This is a genomic window from Massilia sp. Dwa41.01b (assembly GCF_014171775.1).
In the GTDB taxonomy this organism is placed as follows: Bacteria; Pseudomonadota; Gammaproteobacteria; order Burkholderiales; family Burkholderiaceae_D; genus Telluria.
In genome coordinates this window covers 4,092,089-4,111,383 of sequence record NZ_CP050454.1, presented here as the reverse complement: position 1 = coordinate 4,111,383, position 19,295 = coordinate 4,092,089, and the positions used below count along the sequence as shown (strand labels likewise).

Sequence of the window (19,295 nt, the reverse complement as noted above, 5' to 3'; positions counted from 1 at the left end):
GGCTCGCGGCCCTCGTTCTGGCGTTCAAGCGGTGATCCCGCGTGGGCGGAGCCCACCCTACGGTTCCAAGCTGATCCGCCCCAACCAGCGCTTCCTCGACGCCCTGCAAGCGATGCTCCTGAGTAAATCAAAGTAATGAGCTCCAGCGCCAGGGATGAGCCAGAGCCCGTAGGGTGGGCTCCGCCCACGCGGTATCACCGCCTGAACGGCAGCGCAATGCCCGCGAGTCCGTGCAGCCTGCAGCCCGCAGGGTGGGCTCCGCCCACGCGGTATCACCACCTGAACGGCGGCGCGATGCCCGCGAGTCCGTACAACCTGCAGCCCGTAGGGTGGGCTCCGCCCACGCGGTATCACCGCCTGAACGGCAGCGCAATGGCCGCGAGTCCGCCAGCCTGCAGCCCGTAGGGTGGGCTCCGCCCACGCGGTATCACCACCTGAACGGCGGCGCGATGCCCGCGAGTCCGTATAGCCTGCAGCCCGTAGGGTGGGCTCCGCCCACGCGGTATCACCGCCTGAACGGCAGTGCGATGCCCGCGAGTCCGTGCAGCCTGCAGCCCGTAGGGTGGGCTCCGCCCACGCGGGCGCACATGCTAGTCCGGCTCGCGGCCCTCGTTCTGGCGTTCAAGCGGTGATCCCGCGTGGGCGGAGCCCACCCTACGGTTTCAAGCTGATCCGCCCCGACCAGCGCTTCCTCGACGCCCTGCGAGCGATGCTCCTGAGTAAATCAAAGTAAGGAGCTCCAGCGCCAGGGATGAGCCAGAGCCCGTAGGGTGGGCTCCGCCCACGCGGTATCACCGCCTGAACGGCGGCGCAATGTCCGCGAGTCCGTACAGCCTGCAGCCCGTAGGGTGGGCTCCGCCCACGCGGTATCACCACCTGAACGGCGGCGCGATGCCCGCGAGTCCGTATAGCCTGCAGCCCGTAGGGTGGGCTCCGCCCACGCGGTATCACCGCCTGAACGGCAGCGCAATGCCCGCGAGTCCGTACAGCCTGCAGCCCATAGGGTGGGCTCCGCCCACGTGGTATCACCGCCTGAACGGCAGCGCAATGGCCGCGAGTCCGCACTGTCCGCGTCTCCACCCAGGCAGGGCCGAACCTGGACCGCTACCCCTGCGCCGCCCCCGCCAGCGACACGATCGTCTTCGCCAGCCCCGTCACCACGCGCGCCATGCTGTCGTAATCGAGCTTGTCCGGCGTATCCTGCGCCGTGTGGTAGTAGGGATAGCGCATGAAGGCCGTATCCGTGATCATCAGCGCCGGATAGCCGTGCCGGCTGTGGAGGAGTGATCCGACAGCGTCACGCCGGTCGTGTGCGCCGGCGCGGCCAGGCCCTCGGCCGGGAAATCGGATGCGCCGCGAAACGCGGCCAGCGCATCGCGCACGAGCTTCGACGATTCGAGGGTGCCGACAAAGGCGATGAAGTTGCCCGTGCTCGGGTAGCGTCCCTCCAGCCCCGGCGGCAATTGCTGGGTATGTGGCGCGTCGGTGTAGTAACCCATGGTTTCGAGCACCAGCGCGGCTTCGACGTTCTGGCCCTGGCGTTTCATTTCCGCCGCGTGGCGCATGCTGCCCATGTCGGCGCCCATGAACCAGGGCGGCTCCTCGTTCACGAAAAACACGAAGCGCACCTCGGTGCCGGCGCGCGGCTGCACGGTTTTCAAGAGCCGGGCCAGTTCCAATACGGCGGCGGTGCCGCTGCCGTTGTCGTTCGCGCCCGGCGCGCCCGGCGCCGAATCGTAGTGCGCGCCGACGATGAAGATGCGCTCGGGCCGCTTGCCCTGCGCGACATTGGCCACCGCGACTTCGATGTTGCGCACCCGCTGGCCCGCCACCTCGTACTCCTGCCGTGTCGGCACATAGCCCGCTTGCCGCAGCGTCGTTTCGATGTAGACGGCCGCGCGCTCGAGCGCCTTCGGCGTGGCCGTGTTGTGTTCTTCGGAGGCGATGGCGCGCACGTGCTCGCGCATGCGTCCGGCCAGGTCGAGCGCGGCGCTGGCCGGGTTCGGACGGATCGTCATGACGGCGACCACGATGAGCAGGACGAGCGCAACGATCGCCTTCCAATGTGATTGAAAGAAATTCCGCATGGCAGTCTCTTGGCGCCGTGGATGGACGCCCTCAACCGATAGACAGCACCAGTCTAGCCAAGTTCAGGCGACGAGGATGCACGTATCGGGCCCAGCCGGTACGGCCGGGCAGGGCGGCGCGCATCGGAATGTTGTCGAGATGGTCTCGAAGCCGGGTGAAACCTGTTATATCCTGTTTAACATCCCAACCGTGCCGGCCTGGCGCCGCACATCACCCGCCGAAGGACTCCCATGAACGCATCGACACCCGCTCCGCGCTTCCTGTCCCGCTCCCTGTTCCGTTCGATATCCACCGGCTGCCGGTTCGGCCTCCTTGCCCTGGCCCTGGGCGGCGCCCAGGCTGCCCATGCGGCCAAGCCGTACCAGCACTTTGCCGTCGGCGACACCACCGACGTCGCGCTGCCGCGCCCGGCCGCGCCTGCGCTGGTCCTGATGGGCGGCGGACCCGACGTCGACCAGGCCTTCAAATGGATGATCCAGAAAGGCGGGGGCGGCAACTTCGTCGTCATCCGCGCCACCGGGACCGATGCCTACAATCCCTACATCTACGCCATGGGCGGGGTGCGCTCGGTCGAGACCTTCGTGCTGCCGAGCCGGGCGGCGGCCAGCGATCCCTTCGTGCTGCAGCGCATCCGCGGTGCCGAGGCTGTCTTCATCGCCGGCGGCGACCAGAGCGACTACATCCGCTACTGGAAGGACACGCCGCTGGAGGCCGCGCTGCAGGAGCTTGCCAACCGCAATGTGCCGCTGGGCGGTACCAGCGCCGGCCTGGCCGTGCTCGGGCAGTACATTTATTCCGGCATGAACCAGTCGGTGACCTCGCCCCAGGCATTGGCCAATCCCTACGACAAGAATGTCACACTCGACCGCGACTTCCTGGCGCTGCCCGTCCTGAACCGGGTGATCACGGATTCGCACCTGGACACGCGCGACCGCATGGGACGCCTGGTCGCCTTCCTCGGCCGCATCGTCAACGATGGCTGGACAAGCAGCGCGCGCGGCATCGGCGTCGATGTCGAGACGGCGCTGCTGGTGGAAGGGGCCCAGGCGCAGCGGGTTGGCCTGGGCGACGTATACTTCCTGCAGACGGTCGGCCTGCCGCAGGTATGCGCGCCGAAGACGCCGCTCACCTACCAGAACGTCGGCGTCCAGCGCCTGTCCGGCACGGGCAGCTTCGACCTGAACAACTGGGCCAGCTATGGCGCGACCGTCAATTATTCGATCTCGGCCGTGAAGGGTGTGCTGGTGTCGAACCAGCCAGGCGGCTCGGCGTATTGACCGGCCTGCCAGGAAAAGCCGGGGCACGCGGCCCCGGCTTTTTTACGCATGACGCCGCTGTTGTATAGTGTTGCCGTGCAAAAACCAACTCAACTCCTGTTCCTCCCCGGCGCGTCCGGGCAAACGCAATTCTGGCACCCGGTGGCCGACCTGCTGTCGTGCCTGGCCACCAAAGTCCATGTCGGCTGGCCCGGATTCGGCGACGTGCCGCGCGATCCCGCTGTCCGCGACCTGGACGACCTGGCCGACATGGTCGCCGGCCAGATAGACCGGCCGACCGCGCTGGTCGCCCAATCGATGGGGGCGTGATCGCCCTGCGTGCGGCGCTCAGGGAGCCCGCGCTGGTCACGCATCTGGTGCTGTCCGCGACCTCGGGCGGGATCGACCTGTCGGCGTATGACGCGCACGACTGGCGCCCGGCCATGCGCGCCGCCCAGCCCGATTTGCCCGACTGGTTCATCCGCTGCCGGGACGACCTGACGTCCAACCTGGCCACGCTGCGTATTCCCACGCTGCTGCTGTGGGGCGATGCGGACCCGATCAGTCCCGTAGCGGTAGGCGAGCGCCTGGCCGGCTTGCTGCCACGGGCGCAGCTGCACGTCTTCCCCGCTGCGGACCACAGCCTTGGCTCCAGCCTGGCCAGCCGTGTGGCGCCGCTGATCGACGCGCACCTGCTGTCGGAGCACAGCTGATGGCGCCGGATTACCTGCCGTCGTTCAGGCAAGCCGACAGTAGCGACATCCCCGCGATGTCGCGCATCCGCCTGTCCGTCACCGAAAACGTCCTGTCCGACCCTGCGCGTGTCACGCCGCAGATGTATGAAGACTTCCTGGAGAAATCGGGCCGCGGCTGGGTCGCCGAAGGCAATGGCGAAGTCGTGGCCTTCTGCTATGCGGACAGGGAAAACGCCTCCATCTGGGCGCTCTTCGTCGCCCCGGGCCACGAGGGCAGGGGCCTTGCCAGGACGCTGCTCGCGCTGGCCGTGGACTGGCTGTTCGCGCTCGGCCACGAGCACGTGGAGCTGAGCACGACCCCCGGTACCCGGGCAGACCGCTTCTACGCGCAGCAGGGCTGGCTGCGCGGTCCTCCGGGCACCAGGGAAGTTGTGTATTCGCTCAGGAAGCGGGCATAAAAAAACCGGGACACATGTCCCGGTTTTTCGTTCCGCAGCCAGTGCGGATCAGCGCGCCGCCTGCGCGTTCGACGCCGGTTCCGACCAGCCGCCGCCCAGCACGCGGTACAGCGTGACCTGGTTCTGCAGGCGCGCCAGGTTTGCCTGCACCGCGGCCTGCTGGGCCTGGAACAGCGAACGCTGGGCGTCGAGCAGGTCGAGGTAGCTGGCCGCGCCGCTCTTGTAGCGCAGCTCGGACAGGTTGAAGCGGTCCTGCTCGGCCACGGCGACGGCGCGCTGGGCACGCAGCTGCTCGCTGTAGGTGGCCTGGCCGGCCAGCGCGTCCGCCACTTCGCGGAACGCGGTCTGGATCGACCGCTCGTACTGGGCCACCGCGATGTCGCGCCCGGCCTTGGCCGCGTCGACGCCGGCACTGATGCGGACCAGGTCGAAGATTGGCAGGACGGCCTGCGGGGCGAAGGTCCAGCCGAAGGAGCCCGACTTGAACAGGCCCCGAGTTCGGTGCTGGCGCTGCCGACGCTGCCGGTCAGCGAGATGCGCGGGAAGTAGTTCGCGCGCCGCGCCGATGTTGGCGTTGGCCGCGATCAGCTGCTGCTCGGCCGCGCGGATGTCCGGGCGTGTCGTCAACAGGTCCGACGGCAGGCCGGCCGGCAGGTCGGGCAGTTCGGTCGTGGCCAGCGTCGCGCCGGCAGGCAGGTTTTCAGGAATCTGCTGGCCCACCAGCAGAGTCAGCAGGTTGGCGTCCTGCGCGCGCAGGCGCTGCAGCTGGGCCAGCGTACCGCGGGCGTTTTCCACCAGCGAGGTCGATTGCTGCAGTTCCAGCTTGGAGACGACGCCGTTCTCGAAGCGCAGGCGCGTCAGGCGGTCGGACTCTTCGCGGGTCTTCAAGGTCTGCTGGGTGATCGCCAGCAGTTCGTCGTCGGCCAGCAGGGTCAGGTAGCTGTTGGCCACCGATGCGATCAGGCTGATCTGGGCGGTGCGGCGCGCTTCCTCGGTGGCGAGGTATTGCGCCAGCGCCGATTCCGACAGGTTGCGCACACGGCCGAACAGGTCCAGTTCGAAGTCCGACACGCCCAGGCCAGCCTGGTAGAGGCTCTGGATCGGCGCGTCTTCGCCCGTGGTCTGGCGGTTGCCGGAGACGACCGCCGCGACGGTCGGCAGGCGGTCGGCGCGGGTGATGCGGTACTGCGCGCGCGCCTGCTCGATGTTCAGGATGGACACGCGCAGGTCGCGGTTGTTCGCCAGCGCCATGTCGATCAGCTGGCGCAGGCGCGCGTCGGCAAAGAAGCGCTGCCAGGCGAGGTTCGCCGGCGCTTCCGACGTCGCCGTCGGCAGCGTCGTGCCGCCGCTCTTTGGCAGCTCGGGGAAGGCGGGGGCCACGGGCGCCTGCGGACGCTCGTACTTCGGCGCCAGCGACAGGCAGCCGGACAGCATCATGGCCAGCGCCAGTGGGGTCAGGATGAGTTTGAGTTTTTGCATCAGATTTTTTCCTCGATAACCTTGCTGGTGTCTTCTTCATGCGCATACTTCTTGCGCTGGCGTTCGCTGCCCTTGAAGATCTTGCGCACGACAACGAAGAACATCGGGACGAACAGCACGCCCAGCGTCGACGCCGTCATCATGCCGCCCATCACGCCGGTACCGATGGCGCGCTGCGATGCCGAACCGGCGCCGCCTGCGATCACCAGCGGCAGCACGCCGAGGATGAAGGCGAGCGAGGTCATGATGATCGGACGGAAGCGCAGGTGCGCCGCCTCGATCGCCGCTTCCATCGGCGAGCGTCCCTGCGCCTGCAGGTCCTTCGCGAACTCGATGATCAGGACCGCGTTCTTCGCCGCCAGGCCGATGATGGTCACCAGGCCGATCTTGAAGTACACGTCGTTCGGGTAGCTGCGCAGCATCGCCGCCAGCACCGCGCCCAGGATACCAAACGGGACGACCAGCAGCACCGCCACCGGGATCGACCAGCTTTCATACAGCGCCGCCAGGGCCAGGAAGATCGCCAGCAGCGAGAAGGCCATCAGGATGCCCATGGTGCCGCCGGAGAGCTGTTCCTCGCGCGACTGGCCGGTCCATTCGAAGGCAAAGCCTGGTGGCAGTTTTGCAGCGAGGGCTTCCATCTCGGCCAGCGCGTCGCCGGTCGAATAGCCTGGCTTGGCGTCGCCGGAAATGCTCATTGCCGGATAGCCGTTGTAGCGCAGGGTCTGCATCGGACCGGTCACCCACTTGGTCGTCGCGAACGAGGACAGCGGCACCGGATTGCCTTGCACGTTGAGCGCGTTCAGGCGCAGCAGGTCGTCCGGCTGCATGCGGTCCTTCGCGTCGGCCTGCACCACGACACGCTGCAGGCGGCCGGCGTTCGGGAAGTCGTTCACATAGCTCGAGCCGAGCGAGGTCGAGATCGCGGAGTTGATGGCGTCAAAGCTCACGCCCAGGGCTTGCGCCTTGTCGCGGTCGATATCGAGCATCAGCTGGGGCGCATCTTCCAGGCCTTCCGGACGCACGCCCGCCAGGATCTTGCTTTGCGAGGCCATGCCCAGCAGCTGGTTACGCGCTGCGAGCAGGGCATTGTGGCCGTTGCCGCCGCGGTCCTGCAGGCGGAACGAGAAGCCGGTACCGCGGCCCAGTTCCGGAATCGGTGGCGGGGACAGGGCGAAGATGAAAGCGTCGCGCACGCCCGACAGGCCGCCGATGATGCGGTTGGCGACAGCGCCCGCGTTCGAGTCCGCGCCTTTGCGCTCGCTCCAGTCCTTCAGCGGAATGAAGGCCAGCGCCATGTTCTGGCCCGCGCCCGAGAACGAGAAGCCCAGCACGCTGACCATGTTCGCCACTTCCGGCTGCTTCATGATGAAGGCTTCGGCAGTCTTCATCACTTCGTTGGTGCGCTCGAGCGTCGCGCCTGGCGGCAGCTGGATGTTGGCGATCACATAGCCCTGGTCTTCGTTCGGCAGGAAGGAGTTCGGCAGGCGCGTGAACAGCAGCGTGACCAGGCCGATGACGACCACGAAGGCCACCAGCGCGCGGCCGGAACCGCGGATCAGCTTCCCGACCCAGCCTTCATAGCCCTTGGCGGTCTTCGCGAAGCGGCGGTTGAACCAGCCGAAGAAACCCTTCTTCTCGTGGTGGTGGCCGGCTTCGACGGGTTTGAGCAAGTGCGCGCACAGCGCCGGGGTCAGCGACAGCGCCAGGAAGGCCGAGAAGGCGATCGAGGACACCATGACGACCGAGAACTGGCGGTAGATGTTACCGACCGCGCCGGCAAAGAAGGCCAGCGGCACGAACACCGACATCAGGACCACGGTCACGCCGATGATGGCGCCCGAGATCTGGCCCATGGCCTTGCGGGTTGCTTCCAGCGGCGGCAGGCCTTCTTCGGACATGATGCGCTCGACGTTCTCGACGACCACGATGGCATCGTCGACGACGATACCGATGACCAGCACCATGCCGAACATGGTCAGCACGTTGATCGAGTAGCCCAGCGCCAGCAGGGTACCGAGCGAACCCAGAAGCGCCACCGGCACGACGATGGTCGGGATGATGGTGTAGCGGAAGTTCTGCAGGAAGAGATACATCACCAGGAACACCAGCACCAGCGCTTCGACCAGGGTATGCAGCACCTGCTCGATCGAGATGTCGATGAATTTGGAACTGTCGAACGGCACCGTGGCCTTCATTCCCTTTGGGAAGAACTTCGACAGTTCGTCCATGCGTTCGCGCACCAGGCGTGCCGTTTCCAGCGCATTGCCGCTTGGCGCCAGCTGCACGCCGATACCGGTGGAGGGCTTGCCGTTCAGGCGCGCCGAGGTGCCATAGGCCTGGGCGCCGATCTCGATGCGGGCCACGTCCTTCAGGCGCACGGTCGAGCCGTCCGGGTTCGCGCGCAGCACGATGTTGCCGAACTGTTCGACGGTCGAGAGCTGGCCGGTGACCACCACCGTGGCAGTGATTTCCTGGCCTTGCGCCAGCGGCAGTTCGCCAATGGTGCCCGAGGCCACCTGGGCGTTCTGGCTGCGGATGGCGTTGTTCACATCGGCGGGCGACAGGCGGAAGCCCACCAGCTTGGCCGGGTCGATCCAGACACGCATGGCGCGCTCGGTACCGAACAGCTGGGCGGTACCGACACCCTTGATACGCTGGATTTCAGGCAGCACCGTGCGCGAGGCATAGTCGCCCAGCGCGATCGGGTCCCATTTCGGGTCATCCGACGACAGGATGGTAAACAGCAGGAAGTTCGCGCGCACCTTGTCGACGCGCACGCCCTGCTGGTTCACCGCCGCCGGCAGGCGCGGGGCCGCGCGCGACAGGCGGTTCTGTACGTCCACCTGGGCGAGTTCCGGGTTGGTGCCGGTCTCGAAGGTCAGGGTGATCGAGCCGCTGCCGTTGGCAGTGCTGCTCGACTCCATGTAGACCAGGCCCGGCGAACCGTTCATCTCGCGTTCGATGACGGAGATGACCGAGTCTTCCAGGGTCTGCGCCGATGCGCCCGGATAGGCGGCATTGACCACGATCGATGGCGGGGCCACGTTCGGGTACTGGGCGATCGGCAGCTGGGTGATCGAGACCGCGCCGATCACCATGATGAACAGCGCGATCACCCAGGCGAAAATAGGGCGGTCAATAAAAAAACGTGCCATTGCAATAGTCCTGTTCTGTTACCGCGATGCTTAGCGGCGGGTCGACGCGGCTGCCGGTGCGGCGCCGGCAGTGGAGCCCGACGGCGCCGAAGCCGGCAACTGGCGCGCCGTGGCGGCGGCCGATTCACCGGCGTTGGCCGCACCTGCAACCGGGGCCGGCGCGGCAGCTGGTGCCTGCGCGGTGGTTTCGTGGCTGGCTTGCCATGGCACTGCCTTGACCGGGGTACCCGGCGGCAGCATCTGCAGCTTCTGGAAGCCGTCGACCATCACGCGTTCGCCTTCCTTCAGGCCTTCGGTGACGATCCAGTTCGAGCCCTGGCCCGATGCGATCTTGACGGTGCGCGGGGCCGGCTTGTTGTCCGGACCGACGACCATCAGGGTATCGCCCTGGGCACCACCGCGGGTGACGGCCTGCTGCGGCACGACGATGCCGTTCGGCAGCTGGGACTGGGCGATACGCACGCGCACGTACTGGCCCGGCAGCAAGGCGTTGTCCGGATTCGCCACGGTGGCGCGCAGCGTGACCTGGGCGGTGCCTGGGTCGACGGTGACGTCCGAGAACAGCAGCTTGCCGCGGGTCGGCAGTTCGGTGCCGTCGTCGAGCATCACGGTGACCGGCACGTCCTTGGCCACGCCACCGTTGGCGCCGGCCTGCTTGCGCAGACGCTGCACTTCGGAGGCCGACTGGGTGATGTTCAGGTACATATTGTTGGTCTGCTGGATCACGGCCAGTTCGGTGCCTTCGGCTGCCGAGACCAGGGCGCCTTCGGTGACCAGGGCGCGGCCGATGCGGCCGGAGATCGGCGCCCTGACGCTGGCATAGCCCGAATTGATCTGGGCGATGCGCACCGGGCGCGCGCTGCGGCCACGGCCGCTTCGGCCTGTTTCTGGGCAGCGACGGCGTTGGTATATTCCTGCTTGCTGATGGCATTGGCTTCGACCAGCGGCTTGTAGCGCTCGGCCTGGGCTGCAGCCTGGGTCAGCGTCGCACGGGCACGGCCGACATCGGCCTGGGCAGCGGCCAGCTGGGCCTGGTAAGGTGCCGGGTCGATCTGGAACAGCGACTGGCCTTCCTTGACCTCGCTGCCTTCGGTGAACAGGCGCTTCAGGACCACGCCATTGACGCGGGCGCGCACACGGGCGACGCGCACCGGCTCGGCACGTGCCGGCAGTTCGGTCTGCAGCGCGACCGATTCGAATTTGGTGGTGATGACGCCGACTTCCGGCGCGGGCATCTGGCCGCCGGCGCCAGGACCGGCCTGGGCAGCGTCCTTCTTGCCGCATGCCGACAGCAGGGCGACGGCCATCAGCGTGGTGGCGGCAATCCGCGTGAGGGACAGGTGTGAGGAGTGGGCAGAGCGCATTACGTGTGCTTCCTTCGAGTTTTTTAGAAAAGATGCAACCGCTCCCAGAATCCTCTCGGTCCTGCGCACGGTTGTATCACTGGCTTTTACGGGCTTTTTTATATACTATCACGAGTGTATGTTTAACGTGCAGGACCACCCAAAAACGGAGAAAGCATGGCCCGCAGGACAAAGGAAGAAGCAGCGGCCACCCGCGACAGCATCTTGGATGCGGCAGAACAATTGTTTGTAGAACAAGGGGTTTCACGGACAACTTTGCAGCATATCGCAACGGCTGCCGGTGTGACGCGCGGTGCGATTTATTGGCATTTTGACGACAAAGGCGCGCTGTTCAACGCGATGATGGAGCGGGTCACCTTGCCCTTCGAGTGTGCGCTGAGCAGCCTGGGGAAGTCGGATGCAAGAACCGTGCTGGACGACCTGCGCCGCTTTTTCGCGGAAATCTTCCGTGTGACGGAGACCAACCCGCAAGCCCGCCGCGTGCTCGAGATCGCCTCGTTGAAAGTAGAGTTCGTCAGCGAAATGGATGCGGTGCGCGTGCGCCGGCGCCAGAGCAAATGCGACATGATGGACCAGGTCGTCGAGCGCCTGCAGCTGGCCCGGAGCGCCGGCCAGATCAAGCCCGACGCCGATCCCCAGCTGATGGCGACAGGCCTGTGGGCGCTGATGGATGGCCTCATCCGTAACTGGATGTTCGAACCGACCTCGTTCAGCCTGGTCGACCTCGGCGAACGGATGATCGGGACCATGCTCGAAGGCATCCGCGTGCGCTGAACCGTAGGGTAGCCGGGTTCCCCGCCTGCGCGTTCAAGGAGCAGCCGCATGAACGCGTCCGGATTGCATACGCCTGTTGAACGCGTAGGCGGGAGATCCGCCTACCCTACGCCTCTTCCTGGGCCGCGCAATCGATGCCATTCGCAAGGAGGGTAGGGTGGGCACTCGTGCCCACGCGGTCGTACCCCTGCACACCACCACGATCATCTGCAGACGCTATACCGGAATTACACACATGAAAAACAAACGCCGGCATCACGCCGGCGTTTGCATTGCACTGCGGACGAAAACGCGCGATCAGCGCATCTCTTCGATCATCTTCTTCAGCTTCGCCGAATCGGCCACAAACGCGCGGATACCCTCGGCCAGCTTCTCGGTGCCCATCGCATCCTCGTTGAGCATGAAGCGGAAGTTCTTCTCGTCGACTTCGATCTTCTCGATTTCGGCATTCGCATCGGCAGTCAGCTTGCGCTCGAGCGGCGCGTCGCTGTCGGCCAGTTTTTGCAGCAGGTCCGGCGAAATCGTCAGCAGGTCGCAACCGGCCAGTTCCTGGATCTGCGAGGTATTGCGGAAGCTCGCGCCCATCACTTCGGTCTTGTAGCCGAACTTGCGGTAGTACTGGTAGATGCGCTTGACCGACTGCACGCCCGGATCGTCGGCACCTTGATAATCGGTACCGGTCGACTTCTTGTACCAGTCGTAGATGCGGCCGACGAAGGGCGAAATCAGCTGCACGCCCGCTTCGGCGCAGGCGACGGCCTGGCACAGCGAGAACAGCAGGGTCAGGTTGCAGTGGATGCCGTCCTTTTCCAGGATTTCGGCGGCGCGGATGCCTTCCCAGGTCGAGGCGATCTTGATCAGGACGCGCTCGCGCGACACGCCGGCCGCTTCGTACAGGGCGATCAGTTCGCGGCCCTTGGCCACCGTCGCTTCGGTGTCGAAGGACAGGGCGGCATCGATCTCGGTCGAGACGCGGCCCGGCACATACTTCAGGATCTCGACGCCGAAGGCGATCAGGAGGCGGTCGACGATCGACTCAAGCGAGCCGCCTTGCGAATCGGCCACTGCCTTCTGCAGCAGCGGCAGGTATTCGGGCTTCTGCACGGCCTTCAGGATCAGCGACGGGTTGGTGGTCGCATCCTGCGGCGCATAGGCCTTGATCGACTGGAAGTCGCCGGTGTCGGCAACGACGGTGGTGTATTGCTTCAATTGTTCGAGTTGATTCATATATTTGCCTGAATGGTGAAACGATCAAATAATATTTGCATTGCGTAGGGTGGGCGTTGCGAAGTCAAGCCGTCATCGAGCCGCTGGCCTTCATGACCCACGCTGGAACGATGCATATTGTCAATGGTTCAACTGCAGATTGTTAGCCCCGTAGATGCATATCGTTAACGTCGCAAACGCATATCGTCTGCCTGCCAGCGCATCCCGGAGCGGCAATCAGCAATCCGTCGCCGCAATAAACGCCGCCACCATCGCCTCCAGCCCGATGCGGTCCTCGTCCGAAAACCGCTCCAGCCTCGGGCTATCGATATCGAACACGCCCACCAGTTTGCCGTCCTTAATGACCGGCAGCACGATCTCCGAATTCGAGGCCGAATCGCAGGCGATATGGCCCGGGAAGGCATGCACGTCCGGCACCACGATCGTCTTGCGCTCGACCGCGGTGGTGCCGCAGACGCCGCGTCCAAACGGGATGCGCGCACAGGCAGGTTTGCCCTGGAAAGGGCCGACCAGCAGATCCTGGCCTTCGCCTTTTTTGGATGGCACGGTCAGGTAGAAGCCGGCCCAGTTGAGGTCGGCGAGGGTGTCGTAGACGAGCGCGGAAAACTGCGCCGCATTCGCGGTCAGGTCGCGTTCGCCCTCCAGGACACTGGCGACCTGGCGCACCAGCAGGTCATAGTCGGGACGGGTGCTGCGTTCTGGGTTGATGTGCATGAGAAGCGGGAAAGGTGTATGGCGAAAGAGCCTATTCTACAGCCAGCACGCCCGCCGTGTGGCTGTGGCGGGACGCGCGCCCGGGCGCTCGCCTGCGTGGCGCCATGTTCAGCCCGCTTCTCTACAATCGAATGGCATTCTGACAAGACAGACCATGGCCCGCTGGCGCCCCAACCGGAACCTGCCGGTTCGTGGCCTGCTGTCCCGCTTCCGAACACTTCTTTTCATGGTGAATTCCCGATGACGATTCGCAGCCTGCTTTCTTCCATCCTGATCGGCGCCGTCGCCAGCGCGCGCTCGATGACACCGATGGCCACCATCGCGGCGGCACGCCTGGCAGGGCGCCGCACGCCGGGGCACCTCGTCCTGCTCGACCGGCCCCTGTTCACCTACGGCGCGCTGGCGATGGGCGTCGGCGAACTGGCGGGCGACAAGATGAAAACCGCGCCCGACCGTACCGTCTTCCGGGCCTGCTGGGCGCGTGATGAGCGCCGGGATCGCCGGCTCGGCGCTGGCGCCCGCGGGACGCGAACGCAGCGGCGCCGCCCTGGCGGTGGCGGCCGCCGTACCGCTGGCCTACCTGACCCTCGCAGCCCGCAAGCAGGCCATGGCGCGCATCGGCCAGACCCGCAGTGGCCTGATCGAGGACGCGCTGATCGTGGCCGCGGGCGCCACCATCGTGGCACTGGCGACCCGAGCACGCTAGCGAAGCGGGGCTTTCGCCTGGCGGCTGCGGTGACGGCCGCGGCCGAGCGCCCCGACCCCGGCAGCTTCCGGGATGCGCAGGAAGCGCGGACACTCCAGGTGGCTGGGCGCCGTGCAGCGCGCCGCATGGCGCAGGCCGTCGCGCATCGCACACAGGCGGGCGATGGTCCTGTCGAGTTCATCGGCTTTTGACAGCAGCAGGGCGCGGTCGACCGCCAGCCGGCCATTGGCGTCGAACATGGCGCCAATCTCGCCCAGCGAAAAGCCGGCGGCGCGGCCCGTGGCGATCAGCGCCAGGCGTTCCAGTACGCCGGCGTCGAACAGGCGCCGCAAGCCCTGCCTGCCGCTCGAGGCGATCAGTCCCCGTTCCTCATAAAAGCGCAAGGTCGAAGCGGGCAGGCCCGCCCGGCGCGCCACCTCGCCAATATCGAGTTTCATCCCTTGACCTCAAGTCGACTCGAAGTGGCACGATAGCAGCATCGGCCAGCGACGGCAAACAACGGGAGAACGGCATGGAAGCACACGAATCCAACGGTGGACAGGCGCAGCTGTGGAACGGCAGCGCGGGGCAGGCCTGGGCGGATTTGCAGGTGCTGCTCGACGGGATGTACAGGCCGTTCGAGCCGCTCCTGGCCGCGGCCGTGCAGGGCAGCGACCGCCGGATACTCGACGTTGGCTGCGGTGCCGGGGCGACGACGCTGGCGCTGGCACGGCGCGCCGGTGCGGGCGCGTCGTGCATGGGTGTCGACATCGCGCAGCCGCTCATCGACCTGGCGTGGGCGCGGGCCGCAAACGAAGAACTACGGGTCGATTTCGCCTGTGCCGACGCCGGCAGCTATCCCTTCGAGCCGGGCAGCATGGACCTGATCGTATCGCGCTTCGGCCTCATGTTCTTCGACGACCCGGTCGCGGCCTTCACGAACCTGCGCCGCGCCGCGCGGCCGGGCGGACGCCTCGATGCCATCGTCTGGCGCAGTCCCGACGAGAATCCCTTCATGACGGCGGCCGAACGCGCCGCGCAGGATCTGCTGTCGCTGCCCGCGCGCGATCCAAGCGGGCCGGGACAGTTCGCCTTTGCCCGGCGCGAACGCGTCGCCCGCATCCTTGAACACAGCGGCTGGCAGGGAATCGCCATCGACGCGCTCGACGTCGCCTGCGGTTTTCCCGCCCACGAACTGGCGCGCTACCTGAGCCGCATGGGGCCGGTGGGGCGCCTGCTGGAAGGGATGGACGAAGAGGCACGCAAGAGGATCCTGCCCCAACTGGAGCGGGCTTTCGACCCTTACCTGCGCGGCGACGAGGTGCGCTTCGATGCCGCCTGCTGGCGGGTGCGTGCCAGCGCGTGAGTAATGCCGCGGGCGCGGCGGGCGGTCAGCCCTGGCGCAGGAAGCGCCCGGCCTTCGATTCGAGCAGCCGTACCAGCTCCGGCTGCATGTACTCGTACTCGTCGGGGATGTCCAGGCAGATGACGCGTTTGCCGTTCAGGTGCTGCCTGAATCTGGTGGAGAGCCGCGCCTTGTGCGTCTTTTCCATCACGAAGACGATGTCGGCCCAGGCCAGCTGCTCGGGCGAGAGCGCAATGTCGGCGTCGGCACCGAGTCCCGCCGAGTCGGTCTCCACGCCGCGCCAGGAGGCGAATACATGCTCGGCGGTCGGGCTGCGCAGGCGGTTCTGCGTACAGATAAACAGTGCGTTGGTCATCGCGTGTAGTCCGATTGCCCGGTCTCGACACCCGCATCCGACACCGCCCCCGCCAGGTCGTCCAGCGTGGCCGGCTTGGTCAGGTGCAGGTCGAAACCGGCTTGCCGCGCGCGGTCGATGTCGGCCTGCTGGCCATAGCCGGTGAGGGCGACCAGGCGCGGTGCCGGCACGTCGGCGTGGGCGCGCATCGCGGCCGCGAGGGCATGGCCGTCCATGTCGGGCAGGCCGATGTCGAGGATTGCCACTGCCGGCCTGCTGCGTTCGAAGACGGCGAGCGCCTCGGCGCCCGAATGCGCCACGTGGACCTCGTGGCCGAGCCCTTGCAGGATCAGCGCGGTCGTCGCGGCGGCGTCGATATTGTCGTCCACCACCAGTACGGAGGTGCGGACACCAGGCTGACCTGCCGGTGCCGCCGGAGCAGGTAGCTGGGCAGGCGCCAGCGGCAGGCAGACCACGAAGCGGCTGCCCTTGCCGGGCCCCTCGCTGTGGGCGCTTACCTGCCCGCCATGCAGCAGGGCGATGCGGCGCACGATGGCCAGGCCGAGACCCAGGCCGCCGGTGCTGCGCGCCACCTGTTGCGGCGCCTGGTAGAAGGGCTCGAAGACGCTGGCGAGCAGTTCGTGCGGCATGCCGATGCCGCCGTCGCTCACTTCCAGGCGCGCCTGGTCGCCGTCGACCTCCAGCAGCACCCGTATCGGCTTGCCGGCGCCGAAGCGCTCGGCGTTCGACAGCAGGTTGTTCAATACCTGCACCAGCCGGCTCTCGTCGCCATTCACCCAGACTTCGGCAGGGGCCGACAGCGCCACCGGCACGCCGGGGCGCTCGCCCGTCGTATGCCGCACCAGCTCGGCCAGGTTCAGCGGACGCAGGTCCAGCTGCATCTTGCCGGAGGTGATGCGCGAGACGTCGAGCAGGTCGTCGACCAGGCGCTTGAGGTGGTTCACCTGGCGCCGCATGATCGTGCGTTCGCGCGCGTTGCCGGCATCGGCACGCAGGTCCAGCAGGTCGAGCGAGGCGACGATGGGGCTGAGCGGGTTGCGCAGCTCGTGGCCGAGGACGGCCAGGAATTCGTCCTTGACGCGGCTGGCGTCGCGGCTGGCGGCCAGCGCTTCTTCCAGCGAGGCGAGCAGGCGCGAACGTTCCTGTTCATGGGCCGCGTGCTGGCTTGCCGCCTTTTCCAGCGCCTGGCCCATCGAATCGAGTTCGCGGATACGGGTGGGCGCGACCTCGACCTGTTCGCCGGCACCAAGCGCCGCGGCGCCGCGCTGCAAATTGGCGAAACTGCGGGTGATGCGGATCGATAGCAGCCAGGCCAGGCCCACGCAGGCCAGCAGCGAGGCGGCCAGGCCCCAGCCATACATGGTGATGCCGGCAAGCGATGCGGGGCCGATGCTGGGCCGAGGTACGCCGACCGCCACCGTCCAGCCATGGCGCGACAGGCGCGTAAAGGCGCTCGTGAGCGTATCGCCCTCATAGTTGACATTGCGGCCGACACCCTCCGGCAGGCCGCCGGCCATCAGTTGCGTCAGCACCGGGCCGGCCGGACCGGCGACGCGCTTGTCGTGGTCTTTCGAACGCGCCACGATCGAACCGTCGGCGTCGATGACGGCAATGACCGACCCGGAGGGCGCCGCCTGGCGCCTGACGACGCCGAGGATGCGGTCGGGCTTGATGACGGCGGTGAGCGCATACAGGTGCCCGGCCTCGTCGCGCAGCGGCACGCGTACCGGAAATGCGACTTTTTCCGCCCGCCACGGGCCACATGGCCCACCAGCGGCCTTTGCACCTCCAGCAGCTGGCGCAGGCTGTCCGGATCGGTGATATGGCCGGCAGGTGTGCCGAACGGGTCGGTGGTGCGAAACAGGATCTTGCCGGCGGCATCGGTCAGGATGATCGCCAGCCATTCCGGCTGCGCCTTGACCTGGTCGCGCGCGATGTCGTAGAAAGATGGATGTCGCCGGCGCCGATGGCCGGTGCCCGTGCCAGGCTGGCGAGCGTGGCGATCGAACCGTCGAGTTCCGCGTCGACGGCGCTCGACAGCGCACGCGCCAGGTCGAGCAGTGCGCGGTCCTGCTCGCGCTGCTGGTACTGGCTCGTGGTATGCACCGACCAGAAGCCCAGCAAGGCAAGCGGCAGCAGGCCGATCGCGCTGAGGAGGATGAGCAGGCGGCGCAGGGAGAGAGTAAAACCGGGTGGCCGCATCACTAGCCTCAGGGCAAAAAATCATTATACGGCGAATTGTCGCGCCGTCCGGGGCGGCTGCCCGGGAAGGCCGCAGGCATGGCTCCTGCTTACGCTCCCTGTGCTAGCCCGGGCATGGAACGGCTGGCAAAGCGCCAGCACCCGAAGGCGAGCAGGAAGCAGGCCACGACCACCCCGGCCAGCCGGGCTGCGCTCTCGAAGACCAGGGGCGCGACCACGCCCGACATCAGCGAAAACACCAGCATCTGCACGAAGCTGATGAGAGATGCCGCCAGGCCGCGCATCTGCGGATACAGGTCGAGCGTTGCGATGCTCATCATCGGCATCGCCAGGCCGACGCCGAACGCATAGCCCATGATCGGCAGGACAGCCCAGGGCAAGTGGGCGTGGAAGAGCAGATTGCCGGTCAGGTTGGCGATGGCCGCCACGCCCATGCAGGCGAATGCGATACGCAGCAGGGCGGCGGGCGCCGAGTGGGTGGCCTGGCGGCCGCTGACCGCGGCGCCGACCACCAGGCCGCCGATCATGGGAATGAACAGCCAGCCGAACGCCGTTTCAGGCAGCTTCAGGATCTCCATCACGAAGTGCGGCGCGGCGGAAATGTAGATGGCCTGGCCCCCGAAGGCAAAGGCGATCGCCAAGGCGCCGGCCACGAAACGGGGATTGCGCAGTGCGTTCACATAGTGCGCGGCCAGGCTGCGGATGTGGAAAGGCGCGCGCTTCTCGGGCGGCAGCGTTTCGGGAACATAGCGCCAGGTCGCGGCCAGTAGCACCAGGCCGACGGCGGTGAGGAACACAAAAACCGAGCGCCAGCCGAAGGTGGTGTGCAGGTAGCCGCCGATCACCGGCGCAATCGCGGGTGCGAGGCCAAACACCATCGTGATGCTGGCCATCAAGCGCTGGGCCTCAGCGCCGGAAAAGCGGTCGCGCACCACCGCCTGGCCAATCACCCGGCCGCCGCCGGCCGACAGTCCCTGCAGCACCCGGCACAGCAGCAGGGCGCCAAAGCTGGTGGCAAAGGCGGCGCCGATGGAGGCGACGATGAAGATGAGCAGCGACACAAGAATGACCGGACGCCGCCCGAAAGCATCGGACAAGGTGCCATAGAACAGGCTCATGACGGAAAACGCCAGCAGGTAGGCGCTCAGGGTCTGCTGCACGAGTGCCGCGTCGACCGCGAAGTCCGCCGCGATGGCGGGAAACGAGGGCAGAAAAGTGTCGATGGCGAAGGCGCCGACCATCGACAGGCCTGCGAGGATGACGGTGAGGGTACGGGAATGCAAGCGGAGGTCCTGGTCAGCAGTTGGGTGGCCTGATACACGGAGCATGGTCGCGTGTTCCTGCCAGCGTAGCCGATCGGCGCAGGCTGGCGCGCCCGGCTGCGCGCGTCAATACGTCCTGGCGGGTGCTGCGTCGGCCGTTCCAGCGAATACCCGCGGGCCGGGCTTCGTGCCTGTCCGCCGCGCGTGTCAGC

At 66.8% G+C, this 19,295-nt stretch carries 18 protein-coding genes and 1 pseudogene; 7 read left to right on the top strand and 12 right to left on the bottom strand.

Annotated features, from left to right (window positions below; all coding sequences use genetic code 11):
* Positions 1–1,104: 1,104 nt before the first annotated feature.
* A complete protein-coding gene (locus G4G28_RS18890; RefSeq protein WP_183107715.1) occupies positions 1,105–1,251 on the bottom strand; it encodes a hypothetical protein in 147 nt (48 codons plus the stop codon).
* Entirely contained in the window at positions 1,251–2,087 is an 837-nt protein-coding gene (locus G4G28_RS18885; RefSeq protein ID WP_183107714.1) for a M28 family peptidase, read from the bottom strand. Before G4G28_RS18885 ends, G4G28_RS18890 begins: the two co-directional genes overlap by 1 nt.
* A 231-nt stretch (positions 2,088–2,318) precedes the next feature.
* On the opposite strand from G4G28_RS18885, the gene G4G28_RS18880 reads away from it, so the two are divergent.
* The 4 genes from G4G28_RS18880 to G4G28_RS18870 all read left to right on the top strand — a co-directional run bounded on the left by G4G28_RS18880 (position 2,319) and on the right by G4G28_RS18870 (position 4,497).
* Positions 2,319–3,365 carry a cyanophycinase gene (locus G4G28_RS18880; RefSeq protein WP_182989457.1) on the top strand — a complete coding sequence of 349 codons (1,047 nt, stop codon included), beginning with the start codon at positions 2,319–2,321 and terminating at the stop codon, positions 3,363–3,365.
* Between the two features lie 75 nt (positions 3,366–3,440).
* The gene (locus G4G28_RS28580; protein ID WP_308601024.1) at positions 3,441–3,674 is read left to right on the top strand and encodes an alpha/beta fold hydrolase; all 234 of its coding nucleotides are present in this window, start codon (positions 3,441–3,443) and stop codon (positions 3,672–3,674) included.
* Positions 3,671–4,057 (top strand): alpha/beta fold hydrolase, encoded by a 387-nt coding sequence (locus G4G28_RS28575; protein WP_308601021.1) that lies wholly within the window; start codon positions 3,671–3,673, stop codon positions 4,055–4,057. Before G4G28_RS28580 ends, G4G28_RS28575 begins: the two co-directional genes overlap by 4 nt.
* On the top strand, positions 4,057–4,497 hold the full coding sequence (locus tag G4G28_RS18870) for a GNAT family N-acetyltransferase (protein ID WP_229507725.1): 441 nt from the start codon (positions 4,057–4,059) through the stop codon (positions 4,495–4,497). Before G4G28_RS28575 ends, G4G28_RS18870 begins: the two co-directional genes overlap by 1 nt.
* A gap of 48 nt (positions 4,498–4,545) precedes the next feature.
* Here G4G28_RS18870 and G4G28_RS18865 read toward each other — a convergent pair whose 3' ends face one another.
* The 3 genes and pseudogenes from G4G28_RS18865 to G4G28_RS18855 form a co-directional block, all read right to left on the bottom strand.
* Positions 4,546–5,976, bottom strand: coding sequence for an efflux transporter outer membrane subunit (locus G4G28_RS18865; RefSeq protein ID WP_229507724.1), 1,431 nt, complete (start codon positions 5,974–5,976; stop codon positions 4,546–4,548).
* On the bottom strand, positions 5,976–9,134 hold the full coding sequence (locus tag G4G28_RS18860) for an efflux RND transporter permease subunit (protein WP_182989455.1): 3,159 nt from the start codon (positions 9,132–9,134) through the stop codon (positions 5,976–5,978). The genes G4G28_RS18865 and G4G28_RS18860 overlap by 1 nt, the downstream gene beginning before the upstream one ends.
* 30 nt (positions 9,135–9,164) lie before the next feature.
* A pseudogene (locus G4G28_RS18855) lies at positions 9,165–10,498 on the bottom strand (efflux RND transporter periplasmic adaptor subunit).
* A gap of 255 nt (positions 10,499–10,753) precedes the next feature.
* On the opposite strand from G4G28_RS18855, the gene G4G28_RS18850 reads away from it, so the two are divergent.
* Entirely contained in the window at positions 10,754–11,272 is a 519-nt protein-coding gene (locus G4G28_RS18850; protein WP_275944327.1) for a TetR family transcriptional regulator, read from the top strand.
* Positions 11,273–11,569: 297 nt separating this feature from the next.
* On the opposite strand, the gene tal is transcribed toward G4G28_RS18850, so the two are convergent.
* Positions 11,570–12,499 (bottom strand): transaldolase, encoded by a 930-nt coding sequence (gene tal / locus G4G28_RS18845; protein WP_182989452.1) that lies wholly within the window; start codon positions 12,497–12,499, stop codon positions 11,570–11,572.
* Between the two features lie 216 nt (positions 12,500–12,715).
* Positions 12,716–13,213: a GAF domain-containing protein gene (locus G4G28_RS18840; protein WP_182989451.1), complete on the bottom strand. Its 498-nt coding sequence runs from the start codon at positions 13,211–13,213 to the stop codon at positions 12,716–12,718.
* A 484-nt stretch (positions 13,214–13,697) separates the two neighbouring features.
* On the opposite strand from G4G28_RS18840, the gene G4G28_RS26765 reads away from it, so the two are divergent.
* Positions 13,698–13,919 (top strand): hypothetical protein, encoded by a 222-nt coding sequence (locus G4G28_RS26765; protein ID WP_229507723.1) that lies wholly within the window; start codon positions 13,698–13,700, stop codon positions 13,917–13,919.
* Here G4G28_RS26765 and G4G28_RS18830 read toward each other — a convergent pair.
* Positions 13,916–14,356 (bottom strand): helix-turn-helix domain-containing protein, encoded by a 441-nt coding sequence (locus G4G28_RS18830; protein ID WP_183107713.1) that lies wholly within the window; start codon positions 14,354–14,356, stop codon positions 13,916–13,918. The genes G4G28_RS26765 and G4G28_RS18830 overlap by 4 nt on opposite strands.
* Positions 14,357–14,430: 74 nt before the next feature.
* Here G4G28_RS18830 and G4G28_RS18825 point away from each other — a divergent pair, with 74 nt between their 5' ends.
* A complete protein-coding gene (locus G4G28_RS18825; protein WP_183107712.1) occupies positions 14,431–15,264 on the top strand; it encodes a class I SAM-dependent methyltransferase in 834 nt (277 codons plus the stop codon).
* Between the two features lie 25 nt (positions 15,265–15,289).
* Here G4G28_RS18825 and G4G28_RS18820 read toward each other — a convergent pair whose 3' ends face one another.
* From G4G28_RS18820 to G4G28_RS18810, 4 genes are all read right to left on the bottom strand, one after another.
* Positions 15,290–15,619 (bottom strand): low molecular weight protein tyrosine phosphatase family protein, encoded by a 330-nt coding sequence (locus tag G4G28_RS18820; RefSeq protein WP_183107711.1) that lies wholly within the window; start codon positions 15,617–15,619, stop codon positions 15,290–15,292.
* Positions 15,616–17,340, bottom strand: a complete 1,725-nt coding sequence (locus G4G28_RS18815) for an ATP-binding protein (RefSeq protein ID WP_229507722.1) — start codon at positions 17,338–17,340, stop codon at positions 15,616–15,618. The genes G4G28_RS18820 and G4G28_RS18815 overlap by 4 nt, the downstream gene beginning before the upstream one ends.
* A gap of 163 nt (positions 17,341–17,503) precedes the next feature.
* Complete coding sequence (locus G4G28_RS26760; protein ID WP_229507721.1) at positions 17,504–17,821, bottom strand: hypothetical protein; 318 nt, start codon at positions 17,819–17,821, stop codon at positions 17,504–17,506.
* 89 nt (positions 17,822–17,910) lie between these two features.
* On the bottom strand, positions 17,911–19,104 hold the full coding sequence (locus G4G28_RS18810) for a multidrug effflux MFS transporter (RefSeq protein WP_229425196.1): 1,194 nt from the start codon (positions 19,102–19,104) through the stop codon (positions 17,911–17,913).
* Positions 19,105–19,295 lie beyond the last annotated feature (191 nt).

Bases quoted from the DNA above. Each gene is read 5' to 3' on its own strand.
- G4G28_RS18890 (WP_183107715.1), bottom strand. From the start codon at position 1,251: ATGATCACGGATACGGCCTTCATGCGCTATCCCTACTACCACACGGCG.
- G4G28_RS18885 (WP_183107714.1), bottom strand. From the start codon at position 2,087: ATGCGGAATTTCTTTCAATCACATTGGAAGGCGATCGTTGCGCTCGTC.
- G4G28_RS18880 (WP_182989457.1), top strand. From the start codon at position 2,319: ATGAACGCATCGACACCCGCTCCGCGCTTCCTGTCCCGCTCCCTGTTC.
- G4G28_RS18870 (WP_229507725.1), top strand. From the start codon at position 4,057: ATGGCGCCGGATTACCTGCCGTCGTTCAGGCAAGCCGACAGTAGCGAC.
- G4G28_RS18865 (WP_229507724.1), bottom strand. From the start codon at position 5,976: ATGCAAAAACTCAAACTCATCCTGACCCCACTGGCGCTGGCCATGATG.
- G4G28_RS18860 (WP_182989455.1), bottom strand. From the start codon at position 9,134: ATGGCACGTTTTTTTATTGACCGCCCTATTTTCGCCTGGGTGATCGCG.
- tal (WP_182989452.1), bottom strand. From the start codon at position 12,499: ATGAATCAACTCGAACAATTGAAGCAATACACCACCGTCGTTGCCGAC.
- G4G28_RS18840 (WP_182989451.1), bottom strand. From the start codon at position 13,213: ATGCACATCAACCCAGAACGCAGCACCCGTCCCGACTATGACCTGCTG.
- G4G28_RS26765 (WP_229507723.1), top strand. From the start codon at position 13,698: ATGAGCGCCGGGATCGCCGGCTCGGCGCTGGCGCCCGCGGGACGCGAA.
- G4G28_RS18830 (WP_183107713.1), bottom strand. From the start codon at position 14,356: ATGAAACTCGATATTGGCGAGGTGGCGCGCCGGGCGGGCCTGCCCGCT.
- G4G28_RS18825 (WP_183107712.1), top strand. From the start codon at position 14,431: ATGGAAGCACACGAATCCAACGGTGGACAGGCGCAGCTGTGGAACGGC.
- G4G28_RS18820 (WP_183107711.1), bottom strand. From the start codon at position 15,619: ATGACCAACGCACTGTTTATCTGTACGCAGAACCGCCTGCGCAGCCCG.
- G4G28_RS26760 (WP_229507721.1), bottom strand. From the start codon at position 17,821: ATGCGGCCACCCGGTTTTACTCTCTCCCTGCGCCGCCTGCTCATCCTC.